Genomic DNA, 17,582 nt, shown 5'->3' with positions numbered 1-17,582 from the left:
TGTATTCAATTTAGATTTCGCAAAAATTGACTGAAGCATGTATTCAAATCTATTCCTTTAAAAGAGAATATACGCTCAAAGGGCAATTGTGCAAGCGATATGCTATATTATTTATATAATTATTGGGAAGGCGTGTTTTTATTGGACATATTATTTTTAGGCACTGGTGCTGGTATTCCAGCAAAGCTGCGAAATGTTACTTCGATTGCCTTAAAATTACTCGAAGAACGTGGAGCCATCTGGTTGTTTGATGCAGGTGAAGCGACTCAGCATCAAATTTTACATACTTCGATCAGACCTCGCAGGATCGAGAAAATTTTTATTACCCACCTTCACGGCGATCACATCTATGGGCTGCCTGGCCTATTAGCCAGCCGTTCTTTTCAAGGTGGAGAATCAGAAGTGATTGTCTATGGACCAAAAGGACTAAAAGAATACATCACGATAAGCCTTTCCGTCAGCCAAACCTATTTAAAATATCCGCTAAAAATAGTCGAAATCGACGAAGGGATCATTTTTGAAGATGATCAGTTTACTGTCGAAGCTCGACTTTTAGATCACGGTATTCCTTCATACGGGTATCGGATTATCGAGAAGGATAAACCAGGGACCCTATTAGCGGAAAGACTTGTCGAGGCGGGAGTACAGCCAGGACCAATTTTCCGGAAAATTAAAGAAGGTGAAACCGTTACACTGGATGATGGCACCATTATCGTACCAGCAGATTTTCTCGGTCCGGATATAAAGGGCCGGATTGTCACAATTCTTGGAGATACAAGACACTGTGAGAACGCAATACTTTTAGCTAAGGACGCAGATTTATTAATACATGAAGCAACCTTTTCCAAAGGGGAAGAGAAGCTTGCCTATGATTATTTCCACTCAACCACCCATCAGGCTGCAGAAGTTGCGAAACAATCCGGAAGTAAGAAGCTTTGTTTGACCCACATCAGCTCACGCTATGATCGACAAGCCTGGGCTGAACTAGCTGCGGAAGCACAGGAAGTCTTTGCGAATACAGATATTGCTGAAGACTTTAAAGAAATAAACATAGCTTCAAAATGAAAAGACGGTCTAAAAGCCGTCTTATTTTATTTAAAACATCCATCCACGCTCGTATTGTTTTGGTCTCTCAATACTTACTCCTAACTCTTTAGCAGCTGTTCTAGGCCAGTAAGGATCACGCAATAATTCTCGTGCCAAAAATACTAAATCTGCACGGTCGTTTTGAAGGATTTCCTCCGCTTGGATACCAGTTGTAATTAATCCGACTGCTCCTGTAGCAATTTCGGCACCACTTCTAATTGTTTCTGAGAATGGAACTTGATAGCCGGGATAATCTGTTATCTTTGCAGGTACCACTGCCCCTGAGCTGACATCAATTAAATCAACACCTTGTTCCTTCATCCATTGACTGAAAAATACGTAATCCAGCGGTGTTAACCCCTCTTCGTGATAGTCATGAGCCGAAACACGCACAAACAGGACACCATCCCATACAGTTTTAATCGCTTCGATGACCTCACGAAGGAAACGGTAACGGTTTTCAGCCGACCCTCCATATTCATCGGTTCTTTTATTCGATAATGGGGAGAGGAACTCATTGATTAGATAGCCGTGGGCACCATGTATTTCTATGACATCAAAGCCAGCTTTTGCTGCACGCTCAGCACCCTTTTTAAACGCCTCAACAGTCGCGGTAATATCTTCTTTGGTCATTTCTTTAGGAGTCTTCATTTGTTCATTAAATGAAATCGCCGAAGGGGCGATGATTTCACCTTCTAGGACTGCCTTTCTACCCGCATGTGCAAGTTGGATACCCGTTTTAGACCCATGTTCCTTCATCAAGTTTACAAGTTCTGTGAACCCTTCAATGTGGTCATCACTCCAAATACCTAAATCCCTAGGTGAAATCCTGCCCTGCTTCGTTACTGCAGTTGCTTCAACAATAATAAGGCCTACTTGTCCAACTGCCCGGCTAGTATAATGAGTGCGGTGCCAGTTCTGTATATGACCATCTTCGTTATGACTGGAATACATGCACATCGGCGCCATTACAATTCGATTTTTCAGCGTAACATCCTTAATCGTATAAGGAGAAAATAACTTTGCAGACATTATGAACCTCCTACATAAATAATTTTTTCGGTCACTATACCACTAAAGTGCATTTTAGTATAGCAAAAGGCTCTCTTTTGTATAAATTCACTCTTTGTCCCTTAATTCTCTTAATTTATATAAGGTGCCTCTCCACATGATTCCGCCGCGTTTGTACGTTAGATAACTGGCACGGATGATGGAATAGATAAACAGGAGAGCCGTCACAGGCAATACGAGAAACATAACAGGGGAGAAGATGGTCATTTTTTTGATGACCATAACGTAATGAATCCCGCTTAGCAAAATAATCCCTAAGCTTAAGAGGACAATTATTTTATCAGAAGAAAATAGGGTAATAAATGGGAGGACATTGGTAATAAAAACGCCGAATATTGCAAAAAACACCATACTAACCCGATAATGTAATCCTGCAAATGTATTTTTTTCGAGTCCGATAAATGCTTCCTGTAAACTTCCATACCATTCTACCTCAACCAGCGTGAGTGCGGTGACAATCCTCTGAGCATATCCTGCTTGTTTCATTCTCATTCCAAGCTGCAAGTCATCATCTGGCCGCATTTTCACCATTTCATGTGTTCCAAAGCTGCTATACGCTTCTTTGGAAACAAGATTAAACGCGCCAATTCCAGTCCCAACTTTTGATTTGGGGTTATTTGCCGCCCATGGTCTTTTAAAATATGAAAAACCGAATAGAAAAAAGGCGACAAATGATTTTAACCAAAACGTTTTCGCGCTCAGGTTTGGTGCGACAGTTAAATGGTCAAGCTTATGTTTCTCAAAATAATGAAGTGCCTTTGCAAATGCCTCTTTTTCAAACTTTACATCCGCATCGGTGAACAATAGCCATTTTCCAGACGCTTTAAGGAAGCCTTGATATAAGGCATTATTTTTTCCAAGCCACCCTTTAGGCAATCCTTCTATGTGAAGAACAGAAATTCGCTGATCTTCCTTTTTTAATTCTTCCATCATAAGTCCAGTAGAATCCGTTGACCTGTCATTAACGAGAATCCATTCAACGTTTCTATAAGTTTGCGCCAACTGACTGAGGATACTAGCTCTTATTTGATTTTCTTCATTGCGTGCCGCTACAATGACCGATAAAAGAGGTCCATTTTCTAACTTATCCGCATCTTCTAAAGCGTCTATTTTCCGTAAACCGATTAGCCCGTCTATGAGAAAAACAATCCAGACCAGGATACCCATTGAAAATAATACCGTCAGCATTTTTTTACACTTCCTAGTCTTTTTTACCCTAGTTTAAATCAATAGACACAAATTAGGAAGTTGGTTCGGTAACTTCCAGCTGTTCACGTAATGCCGCTCCCATTTTTTTCGATTGTTCGGTTGCAGCCTTAATACAAGAAATGAACGCATGCTGGACTTGATGTTCTTCGAGTACTTTTACCCCTGCCTCTGTTGTACCGCCTGGGCTTGTTACATCTCTTCGTAACTGTTCAGATGATTTTGTGGAGTTTTTCACCATCTCAGCTGCTCCAATTAAGGTTTGTACGATTAATTCACTAGCCATCTCCTTATCGAGACCAACCTCAACAGCACTTTTTTCCATTGCTTCTATAAGGTAATAAATATACGCAGGTCCGCTGCCGGAGAGTCCTGTAACAGCATCCAGCTGTTCCTCTTCTACAAAAGTTGTCAAGCCGACGGTTCCAAATAGATCCTTCATTAATTCAATTTGCTTAGGGGTAACTCGTTCATTTACGGCAACGGCAGTGGCAGATTTACCAACTGCTGCTGATGTATTTGGCATGGCTCTCACAACGGCAATCGGTAATCTTGCTATTGTCTCAATGGTACTCATCGACACCCCTGCTAACACAGAAACTACCAGCATTTTTTCGGTTAAATATTCACGAATATATTGGATAGCGGTTGCGGCATCCTTTGGCTTCATCGATAAGATGACGATGTCAGCTCCTGCAAACAATTCCTTTAAATCGTAAGTGGTACGGACGCCATACGTATCACTTAGCCTCTTCAACCGCCCTTCATTTGAATTATTTGTAACCCATACATTCTTTTTATCAATCAAACTATTTTCAAGAATCCCTGAAATAAATGCCTCAGCCATTGAACCGGCACCGATGAATGCTATTTTTTTCATGCATTTTTCCCCCTTTTACTTTGTTTTTAAAAACAAAAAGACCTCTCATCCGAAAAGGACGAAAGGTCTAGCTTCCGTGGTACCACCTTCATTTACCCAAACTAAATACATAATAGGGTTCACTCGACTCCGATAACGCCGGATTACGTTAGGTTTTCCTAAGTGCTCATAAGCTAGGTTCAATGATAAAGAGGGCTGTGAAGACTTTCAGCCGATGGACTTCACTCTCTTTTGCCATTTTTCATTTACTGGTCTTAATCATCGCGAATGTTCGAATCAAATTTTAATAGTGATTATCCAAGATAATGGCCCTTCTGTCAAGTGATAAAATCTGAATTTTTTATTTATTTTAAATATATTATGCAAAAATAATGACAATCGAAAGGGAAATTCGTTACACTTACCATATAAATAATTGTCAAAAAATGTTCACATTCTATTTAAGGCTATTTTCGTAAATATTGTTGTTAAAATCTTAAAGCCGATTTTAACGTGAAAATAGGTATTTTGCACTTTAGAATTTAGTTTGCAGGCTCTTTTCTTATTACAGTTTTGCTATTTCCTGCTGAAACTTCGCACAATCAAAATCCTCGTTCCAAAAAGCAACGAAGGTTAAGAAAAGAGCCTTATTTAAAAATAACGTTAGGAGTTTTTTGAATGGCAGAATGGAAAGACGGTATCGCAAAAATAATTTTGCCGACTCCTTATGCAGTCGGGGACGTTAATGTTTACTTGATTAAAGGTGAGCGGTTGACACTTGTCGATTGTGGTGTCAAAACGAAGGAGTCGTGGATTGCTTTTAAGGCCCAGCTGTCTCAATTACAATTAAGCCCGGATGATATTGAACAGGTGATAATTACCCATCATCACGCTGATCATGTTGGTATGCTTGATTTTTTATCAGATCAGACAGAGGTCTATGGGCACCCGCTGAATGAACGCTGGATTAAACCAACGGAGTCTTTTTTTCACGACCAAGAGGCTTTTTTTCGAAGACAATTTATTGACTTTGGAATCCCCTCAGAATACTTTTCATCTATCTTAGATTTAAAACAAACATTCAGGTACTCCTGTAATCGCTCCTTGACGGGAGAACTGGTTGAAGGGATGATCCCACCGGGGTTAAGTGGATGGAAAGTCATAGAGACACCTGGACATGCCCAAAGTCAAATTGCTCTATTTCGAGAAAGTGATGGAATTCTTATAGGAGGGGATTTGATTCTTGCACATATCTCACCAAATCCATTACTAGAGATGCCGGCACCAGGCGAAGTAGAGAGACCGAAGCCGCAGCTGCAGCATAATGATTCGATGAAAAAGTTGTTATCCTATCCAATTCAGTTCGTTTACACAGGCCATGGCGAGGAAGTTTCCCAATTAAAAGAGCTAATTGAAAAAAGACTAATTCACCAGCATGACCGTGCTATGAAGGTTAATAATTGGCTAAAAGAGGAGCAGCATACCGTATTTGAACTTTGCAAGCGGCTTTTTCCTACAGCGTATAAGCGGGAATTGATATTAACATTATCGGAAACCGTCGGCCAGCTTGACTATTTAGCCTCAATCGGCGAGATTAGTAGTAGTGAGGGATGGTCAACCAGTCCTCTATGAAGCTAGATGAGGTGTGAATATGGTTAGGGAACAACTTAAGGGTAAAAATATAGTCATTACCGGTGCATCCGGGGGGATAGGTGCTGAAATCGCCAAGCTTTGTGCGGAAAGTGGTGCCAACCTTGTCCTAATCGCAAGAAGTATGGAAAAATTGAAACAGCTGCAAATGGAATTGCAGCAAAAGCATCAAGTAAGGGTAGAGGTCTATCAATTAGATGTCTCTGAAACGGAAAAAGTGAAGGAAGTTTTTACAGCTATTTTTGCGACGATTGGTGAGGTAGATATCCTAGTTAATAATGCGGGGTTCGGTGTGTTCCGTGAAGCGCATGCTGCAACAATGGATGAAATTAAAGGAATGTTCAATGTTAATGTTGTCGGACTAATGGCGTGCACAAGCATGGTGCTTCCGGAGATGCGTGAACGCCGTTTCGGCCATATCATTAATATCGCCTCCCAAGCAGGAAAAATCGCAACGCCAAAATCCAGTGTATATTCGGCTACTAAGCATGCGGTTCTTGGCTACACGAATTCGCTTAGAATGGAGCTTAGTGATTACAATGTTTTCGTAACATCTGTGAATCCAGGGCCTATTGAAACGAACTTTTTTAACATTGCTGATGAAAAAGGCACGTATGTTAAAAATGTTCAAAAGTTTATGCTTCAGCCCGAATATGTCGCTCGGAAAGTTGTTGACAGCATGCTGACGAAAACGAGAGAAATCAATCTGCCTCGCTGGATGAACATGGGCAGCGTTGCTTATGTTCTCTTTCCAAGACTGTTTGAACGTATTGGCAAAAAGGCATTTAACAAAAAATAAAACCGCGACAGCGGTTTTTTGCATTCATCCTGTTAAAAATTCGTATACAGTATCATTCACAGCCTCGTATAAATCAACCGCGGGTTGTTCTACTTTTATTTGAATAATCCGCTCCGCAAGCGCCTCTAAATCGCTGCTGCTCATTGGCAGTGAATCTATCTCAGAATAATATTGTTTGAAGCAATTTTTTATCATTTTAAGAATTAACTTTTTCTCCATGTATGTACACCTCACTCACAAATTATATCGTTTTTTCCTCAAGAAAAATAACCAAAACCATGAAATATGTCAAAAAATTCCCATTGAATGCGAACGCATATTCGCGTAATATATGTATATAATATAAGGAACAGATGTTCGATGTTTAAATGGAGGGAAAAAGTCATGGTCGATTACAGCACGTTACCACACAATCATATATTATGCGTCGACATGAAGAGCTTTTACGCCAGCTGTTCCGCTGTCATGCATGGTCTTGATCCCTTAACTTGCTATCTAGCTGTGGCCGGTAACAAAGAACGGAATGGAAGTGTTGTGCTAGCGGCATCACCACGTTTGAAGAAAGAATTTGGAATTAAAACAGGTTCCAGACTATTTGAGATTCCCGATGATCCCCGCATTCAAGTAGTCGAGCCCAAAATGGCAACTTATTTGCGTATTTCTACTGAAATCACCCGCGTATTTAATCGTTATGTACCAAAGGAAGCCATTCACACGTATAGCGTTGATGAAAGTTTTATCAAGGTGGATGGGGCACTTCATTTATGGGGGGACGCCTTTACGATTGCAGAGAAAATTAAGAATGATATTGAACGTGAGTTCCAGCTTCCCTGTGCGGTCGGAATAGGCCCGAATATGTTACTGTCAAAGCTTTGCCTCGATCTTGAAGCAAAGAAGCATGGAATTGCGGAATGGAAGTACGAGGACGTCCAGAATAAGCTTTGGAAGGTTTCACCGCTAAGAGAAATGTGGGGAATCGGCAGGCGCGTTGAAAAAACCCTAAATGGGATGGGCATTTTTACGGTTGGCCAGCTGGCTCGCTATGATTTAGAAGCACTGGAAAAGAAATTCGGAATCATGGGCAATCAGCTTTATCATCATGCTTGGGGAGTAGACCTTTCAGACTTAGGAGCACCCCTGGTTGAGGGGCAAATCAGCTTCGGAAAAAGCCAAATTCTTTTAAGAGATTATAAGGAAGAAGAAGAGATAAAGCATGTAATTTTAGAAATGTGTGAAGAAGTAGCCCGAAGAGCGAGATCTCGCCATAAGGCTGGGAGAACAATCAGCCTTAGCATTGGCTATAGCCAGGATGAACTCGGCGGCGGCTTTCACCGCTCAAGAACCATCAAGCAGCCAACGAATGTAACGATGGATCTTTACCGAGTCTGTCTCGAATTATTCCACGAACATTATACAGGAAAGACCGTAAGGCAAATTGCTATTAGTATTGGAAATATCGTCGATGATCATGAGTTTCAGCTCGACCTGTTTGACATGGGTGCGGTAAAGCGGCGGGAGCTTGGCTACGTAGTTGATTCTATCCGCAGACGCTTTGGTTCAGGTTCGCTGCTGCGGGCTGTTTCCTATACAGCTGCTGGAACAGCAAAACATCGAGCTACGCTGGTTGGGGGACATAAAAGATAAGAAGTAAGAGTAAGGAGGAGAATGAAATGATTCGCGACCGAGGAAGAATCAAATGGGTTTCAATGATGCTTCCTGAGCATATTAAATTGCTTAGAGACTGGGTGAAGGAAGATCAGTATGAAGAGCAGAAACAAATCGATGAGCAGCAGCTCGAACTTATGAATATGACCTTATCTGAAGCAATTGAATTCGATCAATTGGTTACCATCACTCATTATCGAAATCGAAATTATGAAATCGTCATTGGAAAAATTCACCGTTGGGACCAAATAACTGGGAGGCTTCATATTGTCGATCACTTTGAAGACGTACATCGCATCCCGATTTCATCCATTGCGGATATCCGATTGACATAGAAAAGCGGCCTCACATCGGAGGCCGTTTTTTTTAAATCCATTGTTGAAAACAGCAGCAGTGATGTGAACTTTCCTTATCTGAAATCTGCTTTAAATTCACCAGTAACTTTTTGGTGACCGTTATTTTCATCTAACGATTGCTCTTGTTCTAAATCGAAACGGTTCATAATAGGTAAATCGTTTACCGAGAATAGATAAGAGTCTTCTGAAGCAGAGTGTTCATACCAAGCCCAGTTTGGAACAACGAAGTAGTCACCCTTTTTCCAATCGAAACGAATGCCATTAATGACTGTGTGACCTGCACCTTTGTGTACCTGGTAAACAGTTGAGTGTGTATGGCGTAATGCCTTTGTTTTAAAACCATGTGGTAAATGCTGCATTCTAGTACCGAGTGTCGGGTTAGCAGATTTACCTGTAGATGGGTTAATGTACTCTACAGCATATCCATGATGTGGGTCTGGATCGAATTCCATCAAGCCTTTAATTCCTTCTACCGTACGGTCCCATTTATAATTAGCAAGTGGAGCAACGGTGAATTTATCATCACCAACAGGACGAACCATGCCGCCGCGATAACGTCTTTCTGAAAAATTATCAGGAATATCTGGCTGCTGTAAACCATCCTCATAAGGTTCAAAGAATGTACCGCCGATTGCGTAAATAGTAGGAATATCTAGGGCATCCATCCAATACATAGGCTCTGTCCCTAAATGGGCGTGACCATGCCATAAATTCTTTGGAGTAATTAAAAAGTCGCCTTCTTCCATGAAAATACGCTCACCTTGAACAATTGTATATGCTCCTGACCCTTCAGAAATGAAGCGTAGTGCACTTTGTGAGTGCCGGTGAGATGGTGCTTTTTCACCAGGCAATAACATTTGCACCGCTGCATAAATCGTTTGAGTAGTCGATCCCCATCCCCAAGGTTCCCGATAGGTTAAGCCAGGATTTTGGAAATAGATTGCACGACGTTCTCCACCTCGTTCTGGTGTGAAGATTTGAGCTGCTTCAGCCATTTTCTTTTTGATTAATTCATCGCTCCAAAGATAAGCTTGTGCTTGAGGCTTTGGCGTTTTATGCATGATTGTAGGAATTGCTTCCCACAGAGGTCCTAAGTTGTATTGTTGAATATCTTTTGTGTAATCGGTTACAACTGAACTTTTCATAAACTCTTGAACTTCTGGATTTACTTCAGCCATTTTACATTCTCCTTTGCCCTTCAAATTTTATAGAGAAAAGGGGAACAGCCTATTTGCTGCTTGACCCCTTGCAATGTCTAATTAAACAGTGACTACCGCTTCCGTTGCCTTTACTTTATTTTCAAGTGCACCAATTTGGTCGATTTCAATGCGAACGACATCTCCATCTTTTAAGAATTGCGGAGGATTCATCGCCACTCCAACGCCTCCAGGAGTACCTGTTAAGACAACATCTCCAGGCTCTAACGTCATTAAATTGGATAAGAAAGCTACTAATTTTTGAACAGAGAATACTAGATTAGCAGTATTCGTTTTTTGACGTACTTCACCATTTACTTTTAGGACAACATCTAAGCCAGATGGATTTTGCAGTTCATCGGAGGTTACCAAATATGGTCCCATTGGTGCGCTGCCATCTACTGTTTTTCCTTGCAGCCATTGAAGCGTGCGTCGTTGAATGTCGCGATAGGTTACGTCATTTGTAATGGTGTAACCTGCTACATAATCTAATGCATCTTCTTTTGCAACATTACGAGCTTGTTTACCTACAACAAACGTAAATTCTGCCTCATAGTCAAGTTGATCAGAAATCGGGAAATGTGGAATATCGTCCTCTGGCCCTAAAATCGTATTAGCGAATTTAGCGAAAATAACTGGGTTCGATGGGATTTCACGCCCCATTTCTAAAATGTGCTCACGATAGTTGTGACCAACACAAATAATTTTGCCTGGACGCTGAACTGGAGCTTCTACTTTAACTTCCTCAATAGTGTAAATCACTTTTTTATCAAAGCTTTCAGGATTAGCGAGAATGAAATCGATTGCATTTTGAGCGAGACTCAGTGATTCTTTGCCACCTTGGTATAATTCGTCGGTATTATCCGGCACATACGCTTTTGCGATTGCCTCATATCGGTATTTTCCTTCTGCCTTTAACTGTGCTTGGTAAGCATAGTTTAAGTCGACTACTTTGTTATCAACGATTGCCCCTGCACGTGTATGCCCAGCGACAGTAAAATTAATAAGTTTCATGGTTTGCCTCCTTATTTTTTCACTAATTATGAAACTAGTTCACTATTTATAAAAATATTAAAATATTTCGAAATGATTGTCAATATTATTTGTTTTCAGAATTTTATTTTGCAAATCGAAGTACTTGACCCCATTTTTGGTTGGTTTTGGATAGTAGTAGAAAAAATGATTACTAGAAATATTCTAAATTTTAAAAGTTTTTGTTGACGAATTGGTGAAAAATGATTTAGAGTTTTAATATAGGTAACAGGGTTCTCTATTTGTGGAAAAAATCCAGTTGGAGGGAAAATGTCAATGACTAATGTAAGCGACATCATTATAGTAGGTGGAGGAATTGGTGGTTTAGCGGCAGCACTATCAATCCAAGGAACGGGTAAATCAGTAGCGGTTTTTGAGCAGGCACCTGAATTTGGAGAAGTAGGTGCAGGTATTCAGTTAGCACCAAATGCATTAGAGGTTTTAGATCGTTTAGGTGTAAAGGAAGAAATCTTAAAACATGCGGTAGTACCAAAACGCCTTGTCCTAAAAGATGTTTATACTGCAAAAGAATTAGCAACTCTTGATTTAGGAGAAGGGTTCCAAAAAGAATTCGGCCAGCCATACATCGTATTACATCGCTCCGACCTGCACAGAGTACTTTATGAAGCATGTCAAAAACGCAGTAATATCAAATTCTTTACCAACCAATGTATTCAAACTGCAGAACAAAATGGAGATACTGTAACAATTGTTAACCAAAATGGTGAAACGTTTACTGCAGAAGCAGTTGTTGGTGCCGATGGGGTAAAATCAAACATGCGTAAGCAGCTAGTTGATGATAAGCCAGTAAACTCTGCGTATGTAGCTTACCGTGGAACGATTCCAATTGAAGAAGTTGCTACTACAGCAAACTTAGACTTAGACGATGTCATCATGTGGATTGGACCAAACCTGCACATGGTACAATACCCAGTTCGCCGCGGAGAGCTTTACAACCAAGTAGTCGTATTTAAATCATATGATGCGACTGTAGAAGACTGGGGAACACCAGAAGAAATGGCACGTCGTTTTGAGAATTGTCATCCAAGGGTTGAAAACGCTTTAACTTACATTAACCGTCAATTCCGCTGGCAAATGTATGACCGTGAACCAATCGACAATTGGACAAATGGCAACATTACGCTATTAGGAGATTCTGGTCATGCCATGCTTCAATATTTAGCACAAGGCGGCGTTCAAGCCCTCGAAGATGCATTTGTATTAGGTGAGAAATTAAAAGAACATAAATCCTACGAGGAAGCATTTAAAGTATACCAGGAAATTCGAATCCCACGCTCTGCAATGGTACAAGGATCAGCACGCAGATGGGGCGAAATTATTCATGCAGAGGATCCAACTGCTCTTGCACTTCGCAACTTTATTTTCGAACATCACAAACCAACTGATTACAATGTTGTTGATTTCCTATATGGCTATTTCAAGAAAAATTATGAACGTGTAAATTGCTAATTAAAAAACGCGTTAGAGCTGGCTCTAACGCATTTTTTAAATTTATGTATGAAGTGAATTGAAGGAGGACGTAAAAGATGGCAACGGCATTACTGAATGAAAAATTAGAATTATTTAAAAAGAGTATAGATGATATTGCAGCGGTATTGAAAAAAACCGATGAGGCTGCACTTTATGTTAAACCCTCTGAAGCAGAATGGTCCGCAATGCAAATTGTTTCTCATGTTTTAGAAGCTGTAGAGTTTTGGGTTGCTGATTTAGAAGCATTGTTAGTGGTTCCAGGTGCAAAATGGGGACGTAATCATGAACATGTGCGCCGTTTGGCTGCAGTGGATGAAACCGTTGTATCTCTTCTTAACAAAGATGATGTGATAACAAAACTACAAAACTTAGTTCCGAAGGTAGAGGCGGCACTTGTAAAGGTTACTGAGGAGGACTTGGTAAAAACCGCTCCAAGTTATAATCCAAACTTTGACGGAAAACCGTTATCATTCTTAGTCGACCATTTAATCGTTAAGCATGTAACTGGTCATTACGGACAGCTTGTACGACATTTAGAAAAAATTCAATAATTGATCAGAAAAAGGACTCCATTACCGGGAGTCCTTTTTCTATAGAATATACTACTCTTCTTTTGCAACTCGCACTTGAGAGTCAAATTTCCCTTTATGAGAACCATCACAAAAAGGTTTGTTGTTGGAAAGCCCGCAGCGGCAAAGAGAAAAAGCCGGCTTCGTTTCCATGACATTGCCCGCACCATCTAGCAATTCTACCTCACCAGTAATCCGCAGTGAACCATTATCATTTACTTTAATTTGTACTTTTGACATCCCTGACACTCCTTTTAAGTATATTTTTCAGAATATAGTGAACAAAAGAAAAAAGCGAATGTTCTCAAATGGAGACTGGCCCATTTGGATAGTCTGTTTTATGAAAAGCAGATAGATATATTATCATATTTAGGTAATATATACCCAAAAATTACTTCGATTAAGCTTTCTCAACATATTTTTGCAAAAATTTGTCTATGACAGTTCGATATTCTTCAGGATTCTCATTAAATGACTGAGCATGACGGCCGTTTGTAGCAACATAAAGCATTTTCGGACCTCGTTTTTTTTCATATAATTCCTTTGTCATGGCAGGAAGAATAAAATCATCGTTTTCGCTGTGAATAAATAAAATGGGATGTTTGATATTTTCAATAACCGATATGGGCGAGACGTGACGAATCGAATATTTTTCACGAAGGCGCAAAATTAAATCAGCTATGGGTATTAAAATGGTTGAGACATTCTTTAATTCTTTTTTTAGTTGATACGATACTTGCTCTTTCAAGTCAGAGAACGGACAGTCTGCTATATAAAAATCAGCACCATCTTCAAGCATTCCAGCATAGAGCAGCATTGTAGCCGCTCCCATCGATTCCCCATGAATACCGAGCGTAAGTGTCGTTCCCTTCTCTTTTTTTAACCAATCAATAATTGCCTTTAGATCGAATTTTTCATAATGACCGAAGCTGGTTGTCTTTCCACCTGATTCACCGTGTCTGCGATGGTCATAAATCATCGCATTAAATCCACGCTCTAAGAAAAGATTCATATATTTTATCGAATTAATTTTTGTTTCCGTTACTCCATGGGAAATAATGACATAGCGATTGGAATCGTGTGGTTCTACCAGTAGAGCTTTAATGGGATAGCCAAAAGGTGAATCAATGATTACCTCTCGCTTAGGCAGTGATTCGAAATGCTCGGGATTGAATCTGCCCGCTTCCTTTTCCCGCTTTAGGATAAATTGTTCATCTTTCTTTTTCATATATATAAGCCTATTTGTAAAGTAAAAACCTAAAGAAAATGTAATCAAGAATGAAATTAGAAGAGCTCGCAACGCCTTTCGCACAAGTACACCTCCAAAGGTTCAATAGTAGTAATTATTTGGTAATTAATGTTGGCTTTTATTCTAACATAGGAAAAGCCGCTAACTCCATTTAGCGGCTTAATAAATTTATTTATGCCTGTCGCCTTTGGGTAAGGCGCTTCTGCATTTCTTATTGCTCAGCATTTTGTCTTTTCGTAGGATGAGTTGCTTTTTCTATTTCTTCAGCAGCAATCATTCGTTTACCTGTACCGGCGGATTCTGCATAATCCTTACCTTTTTGGCTGTAACCCTTATCACGTTTTTGACTCATAATCGTTAGACTCCCTTCGAATGGATTCATTTAATAAAGTGCTTATATAGGAGTCTGTTTATTCATATCTTTATTGTAGAGGTGCTAAATTTAAAATTCAAGAATAATAGAAATTTTGACAAAATAAGAGGGTTTTCTGTCTTCGCACTCGAAGTAGTAAAGGTAAAAGTGCTAAAAGGAGAGGAAAAAAATGAATCAAACAGATGTAGTAATTGTAAGTGCAGTTCGTACAGCACTAGGTAATTTTAACGGAAGCTTAAAAAATGTATCCGCACCTGAATTAGGCGCCATGGTCATCAAAGGAGCGCTTGAACAAGCTGGCGTAAAGCCGGAGCAAGTAGACGAAGTTATTTTAGGAAATGTACTTCAAGCAGGACTTGGTCAGAATCCAGCTAGACAGGCCGCAATTGGAGCAGGCATTCCTGATAGCGTTTCCTCAATGACAATCAATAAGGTATGCGGTTCTGGTTTAAAGGCGGTTCACCTAGCAACACAGGCAATTCTAGCAGGAGATGCTGAGATTGTTGTTGCTGGTGGAATGGAGAATATGAGCCAGGCACCTTATCTATTAAAAAATGCCCGTGAAGGATTTAAAATGGGTGATCAAAAATTAATCGATACTTTAACAAGTGACGGACTTACCTGCATTTTTAACCACTATCATATGGGAGTTACAGCTGAAAACTTAGCTGATAAATATTCCATTACGAGAGAAGAACAGGACCAGTTTTCAGCATGGAGTCAGGAGAAGGCGGTTAAGGCAATTGAAGCAGGTAAATTTAAAGATGAAATCGTCCCTGTCGTACTGAAGCAGCGTAAAGGAGATCCGATTGTTTTTGATACAGATGAGTATCCGAAAAAAGGAACAACAGCTGAAAAGCTCGGAGGATTACGTCCAGCATTCAAAAAAGACGGCAGTGTAACAGCTGGAAATGCATCTGGTATTAATGATGGTGCAGCAGTGGTGGTCGTAATGAGCAGGAAAAAAGCAGAAGAATTGGGAATTAAGCCTTTAGTAACGATTAAAGGGAATGCCAGTGCAGGTGTTGATCCTAGCATTATGGGAATCGGACCGGTTCCTGCAGTAAAAAAGGTTCTCGAAAAAACGTCCATTTCGATGGAAGAGCTAGAATTAATAGAAGCAAATGAGGCATTTGCGGCACAGTCCCTGGCTGTTGATCGTGAACTTCATTTTAATAAAGAAATTTTAAATGTAAATGGCGGGGCGATTGCACTCGGTCATCCAATCGGTGCAAGCGGTGCAAGGATTCTCGTTACGCTAATTCATGAAATGAAAAGACGGAATGCAAAGAAGGGACTCGCAACACTTTGTATTGGCGGCGGACAAGGGGTAGCAACAGTCGTTGAGCTAGCTTAAGCCTACAATGAGGGGAGAAAGAGCACGATGAAGAAGATTGGTACATCCTTCCAGGAAGCAGTCGCAGATATTCAAGATGGAGCGACGTTGATGGTCGGTGGTTTCGGTTTGTGCGGAATACCTGAAAATCTAATTCAAGCACTGGTTGATAAGGGCGTAAAGGATTTAACGGTTATCTCTAATAACTGTGGAATCGATGATTGGGGACTGGGTCCACTTTTAAAAAATAAACAAATTAAAAAAATGATAGGATCCTATGTGGGAGAGAATAAAGAGTTTGAAAGACAGGTTTTAGCAGGGGAACTTGAAGTAGAGCTGACACCACAAGGTACATTAGCTGAAAAGATAAGAGCAGGCGGAGCTGGTATACCGGCCTTTTACACTCCTGCAGGGGTGGGAACGCCGATTGCTGATGGCAAGGAAACAAAAGTTTTTAATGGCAGAGAGTATCTGCTAGAGGAAGCATTGACTACTGATTTTAGTTTTGTTCGCGCATGGAAGGGAGACAAGATGGGGAATCTTGTTTACCATAAAACAGCACGAAACTTTAATCCGATGATAGCGGCAGCAGGAAAAGTAACAATTGCCGAAGTGGAGACACTCTGTGAAATTGGAGAACTCGACCCGAATTTTATCCATACTCCTAGCGTTTATGTTCAAATGATTATTGAAGGTAAGCAGGAAAAAAGAATTGAAAGATTGACAGTTAGAAAATAGAGGTGGAGGGGGAGAGTGCCGATGGTCTCTGTTAGAGAAAGAATTGCAATAAGGGCAGAGAAAGAAATCGAAAACGGTTATTATGTGAATTTAGGAATCGGGATGCCGACGCTGGTTGCGAATTATATATCAGATAATAAGCAGGTGGTTCTGCAATCGGAAAATGGACTGCTGGGTATTGGTCCATATCCAACGGAGGAAGAAGTAGACCCGGATTTAATCAATGCAGGAAAAGAGACGGTTACTGCAATTAGTGGTGCTTCTTACTTTGATAGTGCAGAATCATTCGCCATGATACGCGGCGGTCACATCAACATTGCTATCCTTGGCGGAATGGAGGTTTCTGAGAAAGGAGACCTTGCGAACTGGATGATACCAGGTAAAATGATAAAAGGAATGGGCGGTGCCATGGATCTTGTCCATGGAGCGCAAAAAATCATTGTCATCATGGAGCATGTGAACAAGCGCGGTGAATCAAAAATCTTAAAAGAATGCACCCTTCCTTTAACCGGAAAAGGTGTGGTTAACCGAATTATTACTGAACGTGCAGTGATGGATGTAACGGACAGCGGTTTAAAATTGGTTGAGGTTGCAAAAGGGTTTACAGTCGAAGATGTAGTTAACTCAACAGAGGCAACACTAGCAGTGGACGAAAACGTGGTTCTAGAAGCTTATTAAAAAGTATGGCGGGCTGAGTAGCATAACAGCCTGCTTTTTCTATTGGCTGTGTTAAAGGATAATGTTGATTTAAGAACCTGTTGATTGGAGGGGAAGGCGCTTGACTCCTGCGGGATGAACGAGCTGAGTGAGACCCCGCAGGTCGGAACGACCGAGGAGGCTCACGGGCGAGCCCGCGGAAAGCATAGCGCCTCGTGACAGGCAAAGACCGCCTGTCACTGCGGTGAT

General features: G+C 40.6%; 19 protein-coding genes and 1 other annotated feature. Of the genes, 10 read left to right on the top strand and 9 right to left on the bottom strand.

The window, feature by feature from the left end; translation table 11 throughout:
- Positions 1–141: 141 nt before the first annotated feature.
- On the top strand, positions 142–1,065 hold the full coding sequence (gene rnz / locus F4694_RS07885; protein WP_179596587.1) for a ribonuclease Z: 924 nt from the start codon (positions 142–144) through the stop codon (positions 1,063–1,065).
- Between the two features lie 30 nt (positions 1,066–1,095).
- Here rnz and namA read toward each other — a convergent pair whose 3' ends face one another.
- The 3 genes from namA to proC all read right to left on the bottom strand — a co-directional run bounded on the left by namA (position 1,096) and on the right by proC (position 4,243).
- Complete coding sequence (namA, locus tag F4694_RS07880) at positions 1,096–2,118, bottom strand: NADPH dehydrogenase NamA (RefSeq protein WP_179596585.1); 1,023 nt, start codon at positions 2,116–2,118, stop codon at positions 1,096–1,098.
- Between the two features lie 87 nt (positions 2,119–2,205).
- Entirely contained in the window at positions 2,206–3,345 is a 1,140-nt protein-coding gene (locus F4694_RS07875; protein ID WP_179596583.1) for a glycosyltransferase family 2 protein, read from the bottom strand.
- Between the two features lie 52 nt (positions 3,346–3,397).
- Positions 3,398–4,243: a pyrroline-5-carboxylate reductase gene (gene proC, locus F4694_RS07870; protein WP_179596581.1), complete on the bottom strand. Its 846-nt coding sequence runs from the start codon at positions 4,241–4,243 to the stop codon at positions 3,398–3,400.
- 51 nt (positions 4,244–4,294) lie between these two features.
- Positions 4,295–4,514: a binding site (T-box leader), on the bottom strand.
- A gap of 386 nt (positions 4,515–4,900) precedes the next feature.
- Between proC and F4694_RS07865 the strand changes: the two genes are divergently transcribed.
- Entirely contained in the window at positions 4,901–5,854 is a 954-nt protein-coding gene (locus tag F4694_RS07865; RefSeq protein WP_179596579.1) for an MBL fold metallo-hydrolase, read from the top strand.
- Positions 5,855–5,873: 19 nt separating this feature from the next.
- Positions 5,874–6,671, top strand: a complete 798-nt coding sequence (locus F4694_RS07860; protein ID WP_179596577.1) for an SDR family NAD(P)-dependent oxidoreductase — start codon at positions 5,874–5,876, stop codon at positions 6,669–6,671.
- Positions 6,672–6,695: 24 nt separating this feature from the next.
- Here F4694_RS07860 and F4694_RS07855 read toward each other — a convergent pair whose 3' ends face one another.
- Positions 6,696–6,890, bottom strand: coding sequence for a YqzH family protein (locus F4694_RS07855; protein ID WP_179596575.1), 195 nt, complete (start codon positions 6,888–6,890; stop codon positions 6,696–6,698).
- Positions 6,891–7,055: 165 nt separating this feature from the next.
- Here F4694_RS07855 and F4694_RS07850 point away from each other — a divergent pair, with 165 nt between their 5' ends.
- Positions 7,056–8,315: a Y-family DNA polymerase gene (locus tag F4694_RS07850; RefSeq protein WP_179596573.1), complete on the top strand. Its 1,260-nt coding sequence runs from the start codon at positions 7,056–7,058 to the stop codon at positions 8,313–8,315.
- A gap of 26 nt (positions 8,316–8,341) precedes the next feature.
- On the top strand, positions 8,342–8,671 hold the full coding sequence (locus F4694_RS07845; RefSeq protein WP_179596571.1) for a YolD-like family protein: 330 nt from the start codon (positions 8,342–8,344) through the stop codon (positions 8,669–8,671).
- A 74-nt stretch (positions 8,672–8,745) separates the two neighbouring features.
- On the opposite strand, the gene F4694_RS07840 is transcribed toward F4694_RS07845, so the two are convergent.
- Both F4694_RS07840 and F4694_RS07835 read right to left on the bottom strand, forming a co-directional pair.
- Positions 8,746–9,870 (bottom strand): cupin domain-containing protein, encoded by a 1,125-nt coding sequence (locus F4694_RS07840; protein WP_179596569.1) that lies wholly within the window; start codon positions 9,868–9,870, stop codon positions 8,746–8,748.
- A gap of 81 nt (positions 9,871–9,951) precedes the next feature.
- A complete protein-coding gene (locus tag F4694_RS07835; RefSeq protein WP_179596567.1) occupies positions 9,952–10,902 on the bottom strand; it encodes a fumarylacetoacetate hydrolase family protein in 951 nt (316 codons plus the stop codon).
- Between the two features lie 294 nt (positions 10,903–11,196).
- Here F4694_RS07835 and F4694_RS07830 point away from each other — a divergent pair, with 294 nt between their 5' ends.
- Both F4694_RS07830 and F4694_RS07825 read left to right on the top strand, forming a co-directional pair.
- On the top strand, positions 11,197–12,390 hold the full coding sequence (locus F4694_RS07830) for an FAD-dependent monooxygenase (RefSeq protein ID WP_179596565.1): 1,194 nt from the start codon (positions 11,197–11,199) through the stop codon (positions 12,388–12,390).
- 77 nt (positions 12,391–12,467) lie between these two features.
- Positions 12,468–12,962: a DinB family protein gene (locus tag F4694_RS07825; protein WP_179596563.1), complete on the top strand. Its 495-nt coding sequence runs from the start codon at positions 12,468–12,470 to the stop codon at positions 12,960–12,962.
- Positions 12,963–13,013: 51 nt separating this feature from the next.
- Here the strand turns inward: F4694_RS07825 and F4694_RS07820 are convergent, their stop codons facing one another.
- The 3 genes from F4694_RS07820 to F4694_RS07810 form a co-directional block, all read right to left on the bottom strand.
- Positions 13,014–13,220, bottom strand: a complete 207-nt coding sequence (locus tag F4694_RS07820) for a CDGSH iron-sulfur domain-containing protein (protein ID WP_179596561.1) — start codon at positions 13,218–13,220, stop codon at positions 13,014–13,016.
- A 160-nt stretch (positions 13,221–13,380) separates the two neighbouring features.
- Positions 13,381–14,292 carry an alpha/beta hydrolase gene (locus F4694_RS07815; RefSeq protein WP_308806319.1) on the bottom strand — a complete coding sequence of 304 codons (912 nt, stop codon included), beginning with the start codon at positions 14,290–14,292 and terminating at the stop codon, positions 13,381–13,383.
- Positions 14,293–14,440: 148 nt separating this feature from the next.
- Positions 14,441–14,581, bottom strand: a complete 141-nt coding sequence (locus F4694_RS07810; protein WP_179596560.1) for a hypothetical protein — start codon at positions 14,579–14,581, stop codon at positions 14,441–14,443.
- A 190-nt stretch (positions 14,582–14,771) separates the two neighbouring features.
- Here F4694_RS07810 and F4694_RS07805 point away from each other — a divergent pair, with 190 nt between their 5' ends.
- The 3 genes from F4694_RS07805 to F4694_RS07795 are packed head-to-tail and all read left to right on the top strand — an operon-like array spanning position 14,772 to position 17,354.
- On the top strand, positions 14,772–15,959 hold the full coding sequence (locus F4694_RS07805; RefSeq protein ID WP_179596558.1) for an acetyl-CoA C-acetyltransferase: 1,188 nt from the start codon (positions 14,772–14,774) through the stop codon (positions 15,957–15,959).
- A 27-nt stretch (positions 15,960–15,986) separates the two neighbouring features.
- Positions 15,987–16,676 carry a CoA transferase subunit A gene (locus F4694_RS07800; RefSeq protein ID WP_179596556.1) on the top strand — a complete coding sequence of 230 codons (690 nt, stop codon included), beginning with the start codon at positions 15,987–15,989 and terminating at the stop codon, positions 16,674–16,676.
- A gap of 21 nt (positions 16,677–16,697) precedes the next feature.
- Positions 16,698–17,354 (top strand): CoA transferase subunit B, encoded by a 657-nt coding sequence (locus F4694_RS07795; RefSeq protein WP_179596554.1) that lies wholly within the window; start codon positions 16,698–16,700, stop codon positions 17,352–17,354.
- The last annotated feature ends 228 nt before the right edge of the window (positions 17,355–17,582 follow it).

Origin of the sequence: Neobacillus driksii (genome assembly GCF_013409995.1) — a bacterium.
GTDB classification, from domain to species: Bacteria; Bacillota; Bacilli; order Bacillales; family Cytobacillaceae; genus Neobacillus; species Neobacillus driksii.
Note: the sequence above shows the minus strand (reverse complement) of the source record. Positions and strands in the feature narration are given on the sequence as shown.